General features: G+C 70.8%; 15 protein-coding genes and 1 riboswitch. Of the genes, 5 read left to right on the top strand and 10 right to left on the bottom strand.

The window, feature by feature from the left end; translation table 11 throughout:
- Nucleotides 1-2: 2 nt before the first annotated feature.
- The 3 genes from IW256_RS33930 to IW256_RS33940 all read right to left on the bottom strand — a co-directional run bounded on the left by IW256_RS33930 (nucleotide 3) and on the right by IW256_RS33940 (nucleotide 2260).
- Entirely contained in the window at nucleotides 3-947 is a 945-nt protein-coding gene (locus IW256_RS33930; protein ID WP_197014825.1) for an NsdA family TPR-like regulatory protein, read from the bottom strand.
- Between the two features lie 118 nt (nucleotides 948-1065).
- The gene (locus IW256_RS33935; protein WP_197014826.1) at nucleotides 1066-2007 is read right to left on the bottom strand and encodes an NsdA family TPR-like regulatory protein; all 942 of its coding nucleotides are present in this window, start codon (nucleotides 2005-2007) and stop codon (nucleotides 1066-1068) included.
- Between the two features lie 37 nt (nucleotides 2008-2044).
- Nucleotides 2045-2260, bottom strand: coding sequence for a hypothetical protein (locus tag IW256_RS33940; RefSeq protein WP_197014827.1), 216 nt, complete (start codon nucleotides 2258-2260; stop codon nucleotides 2045-2047).
- Between the two features lie 152 nt (nucleotides 2261-2412).
- Between IW256_RS33940 and IW256_RS33945 the strand changes: the two genes are divergently transcribed.
- Entirely contained in the window at nucleotides 2413-2706 is a 294-nt protein-coding gene (locus IW256_RS33945) for a hypothetical protein (protein WP_197014828.1), read from the top strand.
- A 625-nt stretch (nucleotides 2707-3331) separates the two neighbouring features.
- Nucleotides 3332-3907 (top strand): dihydrofolate reductase family protein, encoded by a 576-nt coding sequence (locus IW256_RS33950; RefSeq protein WP_197014829.1) that lies wholly within the window; start codon nucleotides 3332-3334, stop codon nucleotides 3905-3907.
- Nucleotides 3908-3909: 2 nt separating this feature from the next.
- Here the strand turns inward: IW256_RS33950 and IW256_RS33955 are convergent, their stop codons facing one another.
- The gene (locus tag IW256_RS33955) at nucleotides 3910-5544 is read right to left on the bottom strand and encodes a helix-turn-helix domain-containing protein (protein ID WP_197014830.1); all 1635 of its coding nucleotides are present in this window, start codon (nucleotides 5542-5544) and stop codon (nucleotides 3910-3912) included.
- Between the two features lie 224 nt (nucleotides 5545-5768).
- On the opposite strand from IW256_RS33955, the gene IW256_RS33960 reads away from it, so the two are divergent.
- Nucleotides 5769-6302 (top strand): hypothetical protein, encoded by a 534-nt coding sequence (locus tag IW256_RS33960; RefSeq protein WP_197014831.1) that lies wholly within the window; start codon nucleotides 5769-5771, stop codon nucleotides 6300-6302.
- Nucleotides 6303-6382: 80 nt separating this feature from the next.
- On the opposite strand, the gene IW256_RS33965 is transcribed toward IW256_RS33960, so the two are convergent.
- Nucleotides 6383-6841 (bottom strand): GNAT family N-acetyltransferase, encoded by a 459-nt coding sequence (locus tag IW256_RS33965; protein WP_197016717.1) that lies wholly within the window; start codon nucleotides 6839-6841, stop codon nucleotides 6383-6385.
- Nucleotides 6842-6989: 148 nt separating this feature from the next.
- Between IW256_RS33965 and IW256_RS33970 the strand changes: the two genes are divergently transcribed.
- Nucleotides 6990-7307 (top strand): WhiB family transcriptional regulator, encoded by a 318-nt coding sequence (locus IW256_RS33970; RefSeq protein WP_197014832.1) that lies wholly within the window; start codon nucleotides 6990-6992, stop codon nucleotides 7305-7307.
- 154 nt (nucleotides 7308-7461) lie between these two features.
- Entirely contained in the window at nucleotides 7462-8073 is a 612-nt protein-coding gene (locus IW256_RS33975; protein WP_197014833.1) for a rhomboid family intramembrane serine protease, read from the top strand.
- On the opposite strand, the gene IW256_RS33980 is transcribed toward IW256_RS33975, so the two are convergent.
- From IW256_RS33980 to IW256_RS34000, 5 genes are all read right to left on the bottom strand, one after another.
- A complete protein-coding gene (locus tag IW256_RS33980) occupies nucleotides 8067-8900 on the bottom strand; it encodes an alpha/beta fold hydrolase (RefSeq protein WP_197014834.1) in 834 nt (277 codons plus the stop codon). The genes IW256_RS33975 and IW256_RS33980 overlap by 7 nt on opposite strands.
- A 239-nt stretch (nucleotides 8901-9139) precedes the next feature.
- Entirely contained in the window at nucleotides 9140-9910 is a 771-nt protein-coding gene (locus tag IW256_RS33985; RefSeq protein WP_197014835.1) for an SDR family oxidoreductase, read from the bottom strand.
- Between the two features lie 180 nt (nucleotides 9911-10090).
- Complete coding sequence (locus IW256_RS33990; RefSeq protein ID WP_197014836.1) at nucleotides 10091-11527, bottom strand: hypothetical protein; 1437 nt, start codon at nucleotides 11525-11527, stop codon at nucleotides 10091-10093.
- 100 nt (nucleotides 11528-11627) lie between these two features.
- Nucleotides 11628-12413, bottom strand: coding sequence for a sporulation protein (locus IW256_RS33995; protein WP_197014837.1), 786 nt, complete (start codon nucleotides 12411-12413; stop codon nucleotides 11628-11630).
- A gap of 112 nt (nucleotides 12414-12525) precedes the next feature.
- The gene (locus IW256_RS34000) at nucleotides 12526-12852 is read right to left on the bottom strand and encodes a DMT family transporter (protein WP_197014838.1); all 327 of its coding nucleotides are present in this window, start codon (nucleotides 12850-12852) and stop codon (nucleotides 12526-12528) included.
- A gap of 33 nt (nucleotides 12853-12885) precedes the next feature.
- Nucleotides 12886-12953, bottom strand: a riboswitch (guanidine-III (ykkC-III) riboswitch).
- Nucleotides 12954-12958 lie beyond the last annotated feature (5 nt).

Raw genomic sequence — 12958 nt, forward strand, 5'->3', positions numbered from 1 at the left:
TGTCAGCCCGGGCCAGCCGCTCCATGATCTTGCAGACGGGAGCTCGCGCACAGGTCGCGGAAGGCCTCGCGCAGCTCACCGGCCGCCGGAACGTACTCGACCGCCGTGATGATCTCGGCCGCACGCCAGTAGTTCGAGGGCACCAGCCGCCCGCTCGTCACGGCCTCAAGCGCCGTGTGCGCGGCCTCCTCGGGACGGTCCGAGGCGATCAAGGCCAGAGCGAGGTCGAGCCGGGCGGATGCGGCGCGTCGCGGCCGGGGCGGGCCGTCCGACTCCAGCCGGGCGAGCACACCCCTCGCGTATGGCTCGGCGGCCGGGTCGCCGACCCACGCGAGCGTGGTCGCCGTATAGGCGTCGCTCTTGGCCGGGTCGTAGCGGTAGTGATGTTCGGGGCGATCGGGCATCGCCAGGGGCGTCACCAGCCGTTCGACCCGCGCCAGTGCGTCCCGGGTCTCGGCGCCGGCCCCGAGCCGCGCCCACGCGCGCCCCTCCTGCGCCGTGGCCTGGATGAACGCCGAACCCGTACGTGGCGCGACTCGCTGGGCGGCCTGGGCGAGGTCGAGCGCGCGCCGGTGGTCACCATCGGTGAGTGCTTGCCATGCCTCGGTCTCCAGGCACCACGCAAGGATCTCGGTATGCCCGGCCTGGTCGGCCAAAGCAGCAGCCGTCCGCAGGCGGGCCGTCGCCGCGGGACGGTGATGGAGATCGATGTCGCAGGTCGCCGCCAGCAAGGACAGCCAACCTCCAATGACGATCAGACGCCGCCTTTCGGCCAGGGTCATCCGGGCGTCCAGCAGCGCCTCCACATACGTGAGATGGCGTTGTACGTGACCCACCAGCTCGGCGGGCGCCGTCCTCGGGTAGGCGGAGGCGAGGTCGTCCACGACCGTCTCCAGCGCGCTCAGCGTGCTCTCACTCGCGTCGCCGTCAGCCGCCCGCCGAGCCAACTCCAATGGCTCCATGTGGGATACCGCCCTGTGGTTGAGGTGCAGTGGGGAGACGGGGGATCTCCCCATGTCTCCCCTGTTCTCCCCTTGACTTATGCTCCGTCAGGGCCTGGGCGACTCAGCGCAGCGCCTCCCCGAACGAGGCGACGTCCGGATGGCGGGGCCACCGACGGGCAAGCGAACGGTGCACGCGCGCGATATCCGCGATGGTCTTCGTTCCGCCCGTTGAGGAGAGGACGCCGAATGCTTTCCGCAGGCCGGTGAGGGCTTCTTCGGCCTCACCCGCCATTCCGAGCGCGGCTGCGGCCTGAACGCGATACCAGGCGACCCATTCGGAATCCCGGAGAGCGGGAGGAAAGGCCGCGATGCCCCCCGCTATGGCCTCAGCGGCGGCAAGGTACTCCGCGGGTGATCTGGCGAGGTAGGCCAAGATCAGGCCCAGTTGCATGGCGAGTAGCTCGGTCCCGTAGAAGTACAGGCCATCGGGGTCGTCCCGGCCCGTGCCCTTGGCGAGGACTTCCTCGGCTTCACCGATTGCACGCAGCGCGTCCTGTCGTTCACCGAGCAGGGCAAGTGCTCGCCCGCGCTGCTGCGTGGCGACCGTGCGCGTCCCCGCAGCTGTCGCCATCTCAGCGGCGGCCTGAGAGAGCTCGGCCATCTCCGTGTAGTCGCCGCTTGTCCATGCCAGATGCCCGCGCATCGAGAGCGCGGTGGCCGCGAGGTTGTGGTCTCCGGCCTGGACGCCGAGGCGTAGTGCCTGGTCGTAGAGGGAGCCTGCCTGGTCGTGCGCTCCCGTCGCGGTGTGCAGCCACCCCGCGAACTGGGATGCCTCCGATGCGACCGCGGCGAGTCTCCTGGTGTAGTCACCACGGGCTTCCTGCAGGAGGCGCAGGATGTGCGCGAGGTGATCGCAAGCTGCAGGGAGAACGGCCTGAGAGCCGACAAGGTCATCGGCACGCCGTTGAGCCGCGAGTGTGGCCGCGAGGGTTTCCACCGCCACGGGAGTGCTCTTGCTCGTTGCGCGCCCTCGTTCAGGCATGCGCCGCTCGCCCTTCTCCATGTGATCACAGGACGTTCCGGCCTGCTCTCGCGTGCTGTCAGGTGGGGAGGTCCTTGATGGGGCGCCCGGCCTCCCACAACTCGGCCACGTGGAAGGCGAAGCGGTCGAACAGCCCGTCATCCTGGCATCGCTGCACGTGGAGCATGGGCGAGTCGTGCCCGACCAGGTTCGCCAGCTGGGGTGTCACCAGCATTTCGTCGTCGAAGACGAACACGCTCATGGCGATGTGGTCGTCGCCGAATCGGGCTTCCACCCCGGGGACGTCGGCCACCTTGCTTTAAGTCGTCACTGTGGGTAGCGCATTGTTGCTGGCACACAGAAACCAAAGCGGCCCCGGCCCGATGCGGCAACATCGGGGAGCCCGGGGCCTTGGCCGGAAGGCGGTTCCGACCTGTGATGAATCGTATGGCCTACACCCACCTCGCCGCTTTGGGAGCGCGGCTTGGTGCCCGTGGCCTCGAAGTAGAGCTGACCGTGCGGGGACTTCGCGTGATCAACCCTCAGGTTCCCGAGTGCTGCCCCCGAACGGCGCTCGCCGAGGACACGATCACGTGCCGGCGGCGACCCGATGACCACGGAATGCCGTGGTTCTGGACGGTGCGGGGCGAGCCGATCGCACCGGCGGACCGGGGCGGCGATGCCGTCGTGGCGACCTTGGGTAACCTCGCCCACCGTCACTCGCCGGAGGGCGGACGATGACCGCGCTCGCGCCGTGGGCGGCTCATGACCTCGACCCCGAGCGCGTGGCACGCGAACTTCGCTGCCGCTTTCCGAGGGCGAGCGTGTGGTGGGGCGAGTTCACCGGCTCGTGGTGGGCGCTCACGCGCGACCCGTCCGGACGTGACCGGCTCGTCGAGGCGAGAGACCCGTTCGAGCTGGGGCGGCGCCTGGAGATGGTACGCCCGGCACGGCCGTCCCGGCCCGTCGAGCCGGGGCGGACGCCTCAGCCTCGCAGCACCGAGGGTGGGCAGTCCTTCCGTCCGGCGGCACCTGCCGGACGATCTGCGCGCAGGCCGTTGCCTGCACCTTGCGTCGCGCCCGTACGTGGCCGGGCACGTGAGGGCTGGTGGCGGCGAGTGCTACGCAGCCTGGTCGTCATCGAATAGGCCCCGAGGCCCCGGGGTTTTGCTGGAGCGCCCCGGGGTCTCGGTCACGTGGGGTGCACCGGTCGGCCTGGCGCGGCGGGCGGTCCTCCTCACGACCGTGTCGTACGGCTGCCCGCCCGGCCGTCCCGGGGCGCTCGACCGGCGGGGGCCGGACGACACGGCGTCAGGCTCATGCGGGGCCGATGAACCCGGGGAAGATTGAGGGGAGGGGGCCGGCCATGAGCAAAGTGATCATGACGGCGACCGTGTCGCTCGACGGGTTCATCGCCAGCGAGGACGACGCGGTCGGGCCGTTGTTCGACTGGTACGGGAACGGCGACGTCGCGGTGACCATGGGCGATCCCGGCCGGGTGTTCCATGTGACCCCCGCCAGCGCCGGGTACGTCCGCTCGCTGGGCGGTATCCGCGCGACCGTCATCGGCCGCCGCCTGTTCGACATCACCAACGGTTGGAACGGCGTCCCGGCCGCGGGCGAGCATGTCTTCGTCGTCACCCACGAGCCGCCCGCCGACTGGCCCTTTCCAGACGCGCCGTTCACGTTCGTCGGGGACGTCCCGCCGGCGGTCGAGCAGGCACGGGCCCTCGGGGACGTCTCGGTGGCGGCGGGCGACGTCGGCGGCCAGGCCCTCGCCGCCGGTCTCGTCGACGAGGTCCATTTCAACGTCGTCCCCGTGCTGCTCGGGAGAGGTAAGCGCTACTTCGGCTCGTTCGCAGGGGGCGTCAGGATGCTGGAGGATCCGCGCGTCATCGAAGGGGACAGGGTGCTGCACCTCGTTTACGCCGTGCGCAGGTGACTTCAGGCGTGCTTGATGAGGACGGGGTCCTCGGAGACGGTGACGGGGTCGCCCGCGCGCAGGGGTTCCGCCGTGCCGTCCATGCGCTCCAGCCCGCTGCTGCCGGGCGGGGCCGTGGTGACGGCGCGTCCGGTGTCGGTCCAGCGGATGACCGCGCCGCCCTTGCCGGGGAGGGTGAACGCGCACTGCCAGGCGTTCTGGGGCAGGCCGGCCGGGATGCCGTGGCCGCACGCGCGGACGCTCGCGCCGGCGAGCCATCCTTGCAGGCGTTCTACCGCCAGGGCCGCTTTGGTCGGTGCGGTGCCCGCCTCCTGGAGGACGATGGGGATCCTCGTGCTGCCCCAGTTGTAGAAGTACATCCTGCGTAGATAAAGCTCCCTGCCGACGAGGCCGGTCAGGTAGTAGCGCATCGCGTAACGTGCGGCCTTCGCCTCGTCCAGCGAGCCTTGCAGTGCGAGTTCGTGGGTGGTGCCGGTGCTCCACAGGTGTAAGTGGACGCCGGCCGCGTGCATGATGAGGTCCACGTTCCGAAGGGGCTTGAGCATCGTCTCGGGAGGGTCCGCCGCGTCGCGCTGGTGGAGCTTGACGCTGGCGGCGTCGCAGTACCGGTACCCGCCGAGCCGGGCGAAGCGCTGGAGGAGGCGTTGCCCGGACGGCTCCCAGAGCCGTCCCATGCCGGGGCACAGGACCGTGGCCTTGCCGTCGATGCGCCGGATGGCCTGGGCCGCACGGCGCGTCATGTCCACGAGCTGCTCCGGGGTGCCGGTGAAGAAACGGCGGTCGTTGCCCATGACCCAGAGTTCGTACGCGTCGATGCGGCCCCGGTAGCGCTCGGCGAGGGCGGTGACGAACCGGTCCCAGTCGCGCGGGTCGTCGGGTGGCGAGGTCCGCGAGCCGTCGGGGTAGGCCGTCGTCGGCGCCTCCGGGGCCGCCCAGGCGGGCGTGCCTCCGAGGACGAAGAGCTTGTCCAGCCCGTTTCGTCCGGCCGCTTCGATCTGGCGGTCCAGGACCGTCCAGTCGTACTCGCCGCGGCGCCGTTCCAGGGAGGCCCACCGGGTCCCGCTGTCCCAGAATCGGACCGATCCGACCTTGAACGTCGGCATCAGGCCGGTGTCGGAGTTGACCGTCACCCCGAACAGCCGCGGATCCACCTTCTTCGGGTGGGACGTCCAGATCTCCCCGGGGATCGCCGAGGGACCGGCCCTGGCCGGTACGGCGGGCGCTGACGAGGAGGAGGCGATCGCGACGGCGCAGAAGGCCGCCGCCGCGGCGAGGACCGGCCTCCGGGACGGTGCCGGGACGATCGGGGGATCCGGGGGGCTCCTCGGCGGTGGGACGGGCCGGGCGGCCTCCGCTGGGGGAGGGGCCGGTGTCTCCGGGACGGCCTGGCGTTCCTGGCTCGCGGCCAGCCACGCGGCGATCAGCTCGCGTTTCTCCCGCGCGTCCGCGCCGCAGGCGTCGGCGATGCGCGTGACCGTCTCGACGTCGGGCGGGACGACCTGCCCGGAGCAGTAGCGGTGCAGGGCGGAACGGCTGGCGAGCGCCCGGCGGCTGAGGTCCTCGTACGAGCGTCCGCTGCGCTTCTTCAGTGAACGCAGGAGGCCGGCGAAGCGCGCGACCGCCTCCGTGGTGCCCACCAGAGCCCTCCGATGCCGTCCCCTGGCCCCTTGAGGATCATCCCATATGTCCCGGGAAGCGGACCAAGGTGCAGGTCACGGGCCTGGGATGTCCCGCTCGTCCCGTTCCGGTCACCAAGCGTTGCCGCGCCGGGACGGTGCCCGCCAGTGTGTTGGCCGACAGCGGAGCACGGAGGCGCCAGACCTCCACAGGGGGCTCCGGACCGACGAACGGGGAGTCGTACATGAGGATCGGCAAGATCGCGGGGGCGGTCACCACGGGGGCGTGCCTCTCGATGGCACTGGGGATGGCGTGCGCACCGGCCCACGCCGAGGGCCCGGCGCAGGCCGCCCCGGCGCCGGCGCGGGCGGAGGCGCCCGCCACGCCGGCCGACACGGTCACGGTCCGCGGCGCGAGCTGCGGCGTGTGGACGGGGGGATGCAGCGAGGTCCAGAACCGCTCGAAGCGCTCCGTGCGGGTGGGGCGCGACTGGTGCGGCAGCGGGGACACAGGGGACTTCGTCAAGTACCGCCCGTCCTGCTCGGGGCAGTCCGGCCACAACTACTACAAGTGGCTGAGGCCGGGGAAGCACTCCTACACGTCCGCGTACAAGGACACCGACACCTTCGCCATCATGGCCGGCTGCACGATGAAGGTGCAGTGGAACAAGGACGGCCAGGAGGACGCCAAGGTCCGCAACTACGCGGCCATCGGCTACGACCGGTGGTTCAAGGTGGGGAACGACTACGACATCGACATCGAGTCCTACACCTGCTGACCCCCGGGTAACGGGGGCGAACGGGAGCCTCCGGTCCGCTGTGCGGGCCGGGGGCTCCCGCTTTCCGCGGGTGCGGCGGGTCAGGCGTCCTTGAGGTGGTACTTCATGCCCATGTGGGATGGGCGGAAGCCCATCTTCTGGTAGAAGCGGATCGACGCGGGGCGCTGGCGGTCGGTGGTGAGCTGGACGACCCGGCAGCCGCGGGCGCGGGCCTGGTCGATGGCCCAGCCGATGAGGGCCTGGCCGAGGCCGTGCCCGCGCTGCTCGGAGGCCACCCGGACGCCCTCGATCTGGGCGCGCTCACCGCCGGTGTAAGTGAGGCCGGGGATGTAGGTGAGCTGGAGGGTGCCGGCGACGGCCCCGTCGACCTCGGCGACGATCACGCTGTTGTTGGGGTCCTTGGAGATCGCGTCGAACGCGGTGAAGTACGCCTCGGGGATGACGGCGCCGGGCGACTCGCGGGTGGCGCCGAGCGGATCGTCGGCCAGCAGGCGGACGATATCGGGCAGATCCGCCCGGGTCGCCTCCCGAAAGATCACTTCTTGATCACGCCGCACGTCACTCAGGTTATCCGGCCGTATCGTCCCCAGGGAACAACGACTTGTAGTACTACGGCTTGTAGTACTACGTTGTGTTGACACACCACCCCAAGACTGCCCGGCGCCGATCGCGCCGCAGGGAGTGACCATGCAGTACGTCGAGAACGAGGAACACTGGAGCGACCACGCCATCTGCCGTGGCGCCGACCCCGACCTGTTCTTCCCGATCGGCTATTCCGCGCCGATCCTCCGGGAACAGGAGCGGGCGGCCAAGGCCATCTGCGGCAACTGCCCGGTGACGGCCGACTGCCTGGCCTGGGCGCTGCGCGTGGGCGAGCCCGACGGCATCTGGGGCGGCACGACGCCCGAGGAGCGCCGCCACCTGCGCCGTTCCGCCGACGCCCCGCCCCGCCGGCGCCTGCCGGTCATCATGGTCCGCGGCGACGTCGTGGAGGACGCGGCCTGAGCCGCCGCCCGCCACCGATCTTGGCCGTTCGCCGATACGGTTCGGGGGGTAGGAGAACCCCCGAACCCCTCGGGACCGGCGCCGGGCACCAAACCGGCCCCGCGCACGTTTCCGATATTGACGGGCAGGGTCACTGACACGACGGCGGGCGAACATGAGCTATCCCCCAGTCCCCGAGAAGAGCCGTTCCGAAGGGCTCGCGACGCACGGCGCGCGCGTCGTCTCCGCGGCCGTCATCATCGGCGTGGTCACCGCCGCGATGTGGGTCCTGGAGATCGCCGACTACGTGATGAACGGCGCGCTGGACACCTTCGGGATCCAGCCGCACGACGTCGGCGACCTGACCGACATCTTCACCGCCCCGTTCATGCACGGCGGCTTCGGGCACCTGATCGGCAACACCGTCCCGTTCGTGATCCTGGGCTTCCTGGCCGCCGCCCGCGGGATCGCCAAGTTCCTGGTCGCCAGCCTGATCATCATCGTGATCGGCGGGCTGGGCGTGTGGTTCGCCAGCTCGGCCAACACGCTGGGCTCCAGCATCCTGATCTTCGGCTTCTTCGGCTACCTGCTCGGCCGCGGCCTGTTCGAGCGGCGGCTGCTCGACCTGGCCATCGCGGTCGGCGTGGTGGCGGTGTACGGCACGATGATCTTCGGCGTGCTGCCCAGCGACCCGTCCATCTCCTGGCAGGGGCACCTGTTCGGGATGCTCGGCGGCGTGCTGGCCTCCTGGCTGCTGCGCCGCGACCCCTCCCGCGAGAGCTACTGACCCTCCACGAAGGCGAGGATGTCGGCGTTGAGCACCTCGGGATGCGTCGACAGCATTCCGTGGGGGTACCCCTCGTAGCTCTTGAGCGTGCCGTTCGTGAGCAGCTCGGCGGACTTCGGGCCCGAGTCGGCGTACGGCACGACCTGGTCGTCCGTCCCGTGCATCACGAGGACGGGGACGTCGATCTTCTTCAGGTCCTCGGTGAAGTCGGTCTCCGAGAACGCCTTGATGCATTCGTAGTGGGCGTTCGCCGCGCCCATCATGCCCTGCCACCACCACCGGTCGATCAGTCCCTGGGACACCTCGGCCCCGGGCCGGTTGAAGCCGTAGAAGGGCCCGGCGGGGACATCGATGTAGAACTGGGCCCGGTTGGCGGCGAGGGCGGCACGGAATCCGTCGAAGACCTCGATCGGAGTGCCCTCGGGGTTGCTGTCCTTCTTCACCATGACCGGAGGGATGGCCGAGACGAGTACCGCCTTGGAGACGCGGCCGGGCTTGGCCTGCGCCACGTAGCGCGCGACCTCGCCTCCTCCGGTGGAGTGCCCGACGTGCACCGCTCCCCGAAGGTCGAGGGCGTCGGTCAGCACGTTGACGTCGGCGACATAGGCGTCCATGTCGTGGCCGGTCGCGGGCTGGCCGGAGCGTCCGTGCCCGCGGCGGTCGTGGGCGATGACGCGGTACCCCTTGGAGAGGAAGAACAGCGACTGGGCGTCCCAGTCGTCCGAGCTGAGCGGCCAGCCGTGGTGGAAGACGATCGGCTGGGCGTCCCGCGGGCCCCAGTCCTTGTAGAAGATGACGGTGCCGTCCGGCGTGGTGACGGTGCTCATTACCGGCTCCTCTGCTCGTTCGGGTGTGCGTCCCGTGCGTTGGAGCCTTGCCCGATGGACGTGGTGGGTCGACGCGGCTGCCAAGCCTTTGCGAGCAGGTTCTCGCCCTGCGTACGGCTCTTGACCGGCACGCGACCCGAGCCGCGTACGGCTTTACCCGGCGAACACCGGACCCGCCGGTGCGCGCTGCGACGACGCCGCCCCGGCGGCGGGACGCGGGTCCACGCCGGCGAGCATGATCATCTGGCGCGGGGGCGGAGGGTGAGATCGGTCACGACCGCGTCGGCCGGCGTCTCCATCGCCGCGACCACCGCGCGGGCCACGGTCGCCGGCTCGGTGAACCGCGTCTCGTCGTAGGAGCGGCCCTCCTGGGCGTGCACCTTGCGCTGCATCTCCGTGGCGGTACGGCCCGGGTAGACCGTCGTCACGCGGATCGAAGGCTCCTCGGCGCGCAGCGAGTCGGCCAGCGCCCGCAGGCCGAACTTGCTGGCCGCGTACGCCGACCAGCGGGGGTTGGCGCGCAGGCCGGCGGTGGAGTTGACGAAGACCACCTGGCCCCCGGCGGCGCGGAGGGCGGGCAGCAGCACCCGGGTCAGCTCCGCCGCCGACACCAGGTTGACCATCAGCTGGTCGATCCAGTGGTCGGCGTCCTGCTCGGCCACGGCGCCGAGATCGACCACGCCCGCGCCGTGCACCACGCCGTCCAGCCGGTCCGGCAGGCCGGCCGCGGCCAGCGCCGCCTCCAGCCGGCGGGGCTCGGTGAGGTCGAGCGCGAGGGTACGGGCGGTCGCCCGCGGCGTGGTGGTGCGGACGGCGCCCGGCTCGCCGTTACGGTCCCGGACCAGCACCTGCGTCTGGGCGTGCGCCCCCGAGGTGATCCGGCGGCTCAGCTCCGCCAGGCGCTCCTGCGACCGGCCCGCCAGGATCAGCTCGTGCCCGCGCTCTGCCAGCAGCCCGGCCAACGCCGCGCCGATGCCGCCGGTGGCCCCCGTGATGAGATACGTGCCCATGGCGCCCCATTCTCCTCGCTCAACGGGGTGGACGCGCCCGCGGGCACGTTGGTTCGCCCTCCGGACGGTTCGCCCTCCGGACGGTTCGCCCTCCGGACGGTTCGCCCCCGGACGGTTCGCCCCCGGACGGTTCGCCCCCGGACCGTGAGCGGGCGGCCGTTCGGTCCGTTCGGCCGGGTCTCAGTTGGGTCGCAGGACGCGGGTCACCCCGGCGATCAGCGCGGTGGCCAGGATCCAGCCCGCCGCGATCAGGGCGTACGCCACCCACCGCGACCAGCCCTGCGGGTCGTACGCCTGCTGCTGCCCGAACGTGTCGATGGGGATCAGCAGGTCGAGCGTGTAGACGAGGGCGTGGAAGTCCGGCTGCTCCTCACCCGGTTTGATCGACTTGGGCGGGTTCGCGGAGAACACCACCGTCCCGACGGCCACCAGCACCCCGAACCACATGAAGGCCAGCCACGGCCGGTACCCGTACCCCACCGTCCAGTCGAGCAGCAGGTTCCAGCCCCGCCCGATCCAGTGCAGGCGGCGGCGCCGCGCGCGCATCTTGGCCAGCTGCACCTTGCGCGCGAGGTCGTCGTGGCCGATCCCGTGGTACCAGGCGGCGAGCTGCTCGTACGGCTGGAGGTAGAACTCCTTGTCCCGGGAGATCCAGCTCAGCCGGTCCTTGAAGTCGGCGCCGCGCAGCGTCTCGTAGGTGAGGCCGTTCAGCCACAGCTCGTCGGGCCAGTACTCCGGCAGGTCCATGATCAGCGCGATCCGGGAGTACGACAGCGCCACCCGTCCCCGGATCTTCTCCGCGGGCATCAGCAGCAGCTCGTCGGCCTGCATGTGGCTGGCGTGCAGCGCCATCCGGTCGGGCGCGCCCGCGTCCAGCCGGGACAGGGAGAACGACAGGGTCCCGTTGATCCGCGCGCTGCGCAGCCGGACGGTCCCGATCGTGGTGGCCCGGCTGAACTCGGCGATGTCCTCGACCACCATGTTCTGCCCGTCCAGGGCCAGCCGCCCGGGGTTGCGCAGGACGGCGTCCTCCAGGTAGAGGCCGCCGTTCATCCGGGCGCCGACCAGCCGGGCCCCGCCGGTGATCTCGCACTCGCGGCCGAACAGCCCGACCTCGACCACCAGCGAGCCCGCGAACAGCGCCCACCGCGAGGGGTCGTCGACGGTGATCCTGGTGCCGTTCATCCGGAAGCCGCCCAGGAGCTGGGCTCGCGGCAGGTGGACCGGTCCCTCGATCACCGACCCGGAGAGGCTCAGGTAGCCGTCGGCGCGCAGCCCGCCGCCGTCGAACCCCGGCATCCGGCAGTCCGACAGCCGGAGCTGGCGGGTCTGGGCGTTGGAGAAGTCGGGGGCCTCGGAGAGGCGGCAGTTGGTCAGCAGCAGCTCGTACTCGATCATGCCGCCCGACAGGTCGAGGGTCCCGATGATGTACGCGCCGCTCAGCCGTACCGCCGGGACGTACCCCAGGCGCGGCTCGTGCGCGCCCAGCAGCAGCTGGGAGATCACCTCGGCGCGGATGATCCGGGAGGGATCGGGGCCGGCCGGGGGGTCGTCGCCGAGCACCACCCGGGTGCCGGTGGGGAACGCCGCCCACAGCCGCCGTTCCGCATCGCTCATTCCGGGAGGTTCAGCCACAGGCCCTCTTTCTACGCATCACCCCCCGAATGATCAAGGCCCGGGGGACCCCGGGCCTTGATCATTCAGTGCGCGCGCCTGCTCAGAACAGGCCCTTGCGCCGGCCGGCCTGCTGGAGGAAGCCGTCGAGCCGCTGCTCCCAGTCGGTCTGCCCGGCGGTGGCGTAGTCCACGGTGAAGCGGGCGAACGAGTCGTGCCCCTCGGTGAGGACCCCGCCCCGCTTGTCCAGCTCCAGCACCACCTCCATGGACCGCGGGTACGACACGAAGGTGACCTCGAGCTGCTTGATCCCCCGGGCGTAGTGCGCCGGCGGGTAGTACTCGATCTCCTGGTAGAAGGGCAGCTCCTGGTGCACGCCCCGGATGCGGCCCCTCTCGCAGTCGGCGTTGCGGAACTGGAATCCGAGGTTGGCGAACGCGGTCAGGACGCGTTCCTGGGCCGGCAGCGGGTGGACCGCGATCGGGTCCAGGTCGGTGGCGTCGACCGCGCGGGCCACCTCCAGCTCCGTGGCGACACCGACGGTGGTGCCGCGCAGCGGCTGCCCGTAGAAGTGGGTCAGCGGCGCCTCCCACGGGATCGGCATCTGGAACGGGATGCTGTAGCGGGCGCCGTCGTCCAGCTTGAACGGGCCGGAGATCGGCAGCTTGGCGTACTCCAGGTTGGAGGAGTACTCGTTGTCGCCGGACTCGACCTCCACGCGGGTCTTCAACGCGAGCTTCACGCCGAGGATCTCGGAGTCGTGCTGGCCGCCCAGGATGGTCACCTCGCCGGTGACGGTGCCGCCGGGCGTGGTGTTGGGGTTGTGCAGGACCGTCTCGACCTGCGGGCCGCCGACCCCCATCGCCTGCATGAGCTTCTTGAAGACCAAGGTTCCCTCCCGAGTCATGGGCGCGATCGCGTGCGCCCTACGTCCCATAGACGCCTTCCGGGGACACTACGTTCCACCTGGTCTTTTCAGCGATGGATCGGACGAAAGGGACTCAGTGCGCGCCGCTTCCGGCCAGGTTGAGGCCGATCACGCCGATGACGATGAGCGCCAGCGCGCCGATCTTGAGCGGGGTGACCTGGTCGCCCATCAGCAGCATCCCGGCCGCGGCGGTGCCGACCGCGCCGATGCCGACCCAGACGGCGTAGGCGGTGCCCACCTCCAGCCGGGTCAGGGCGAGGCTGAGCAGGCCGAAGCTGGTCACGGCGAAGACCAGGAAGCCCAGCGTGGGCAGCAGGACGGAGAACCCGTCGCTCTTCTTCAGGCAGAGTGCCATCGCGACCTCGAAGAGGCCGGCGGCGATGACGAGGACCCAGGCCATGATCTTTCCTCCCGGATGAGACGACGACTGCTTCGCGCGTCGTCTTTGCCTGCCGGGTACGGCGCGCACCTCGTCCGGGAGGGCCGGGTACGACCCTCGTCCTCAT

Origin of the sequence: Actinomadura viridis (genome assembly GCF_015751755.1) — a bacterium.
Classification (GTDB): domain Bacteria; phylum Actinomycetota; class Actinomycetes; order Streptosporangiales; family Streptosporangiaceae; genus Spirillospora; species Spirillospora viridis.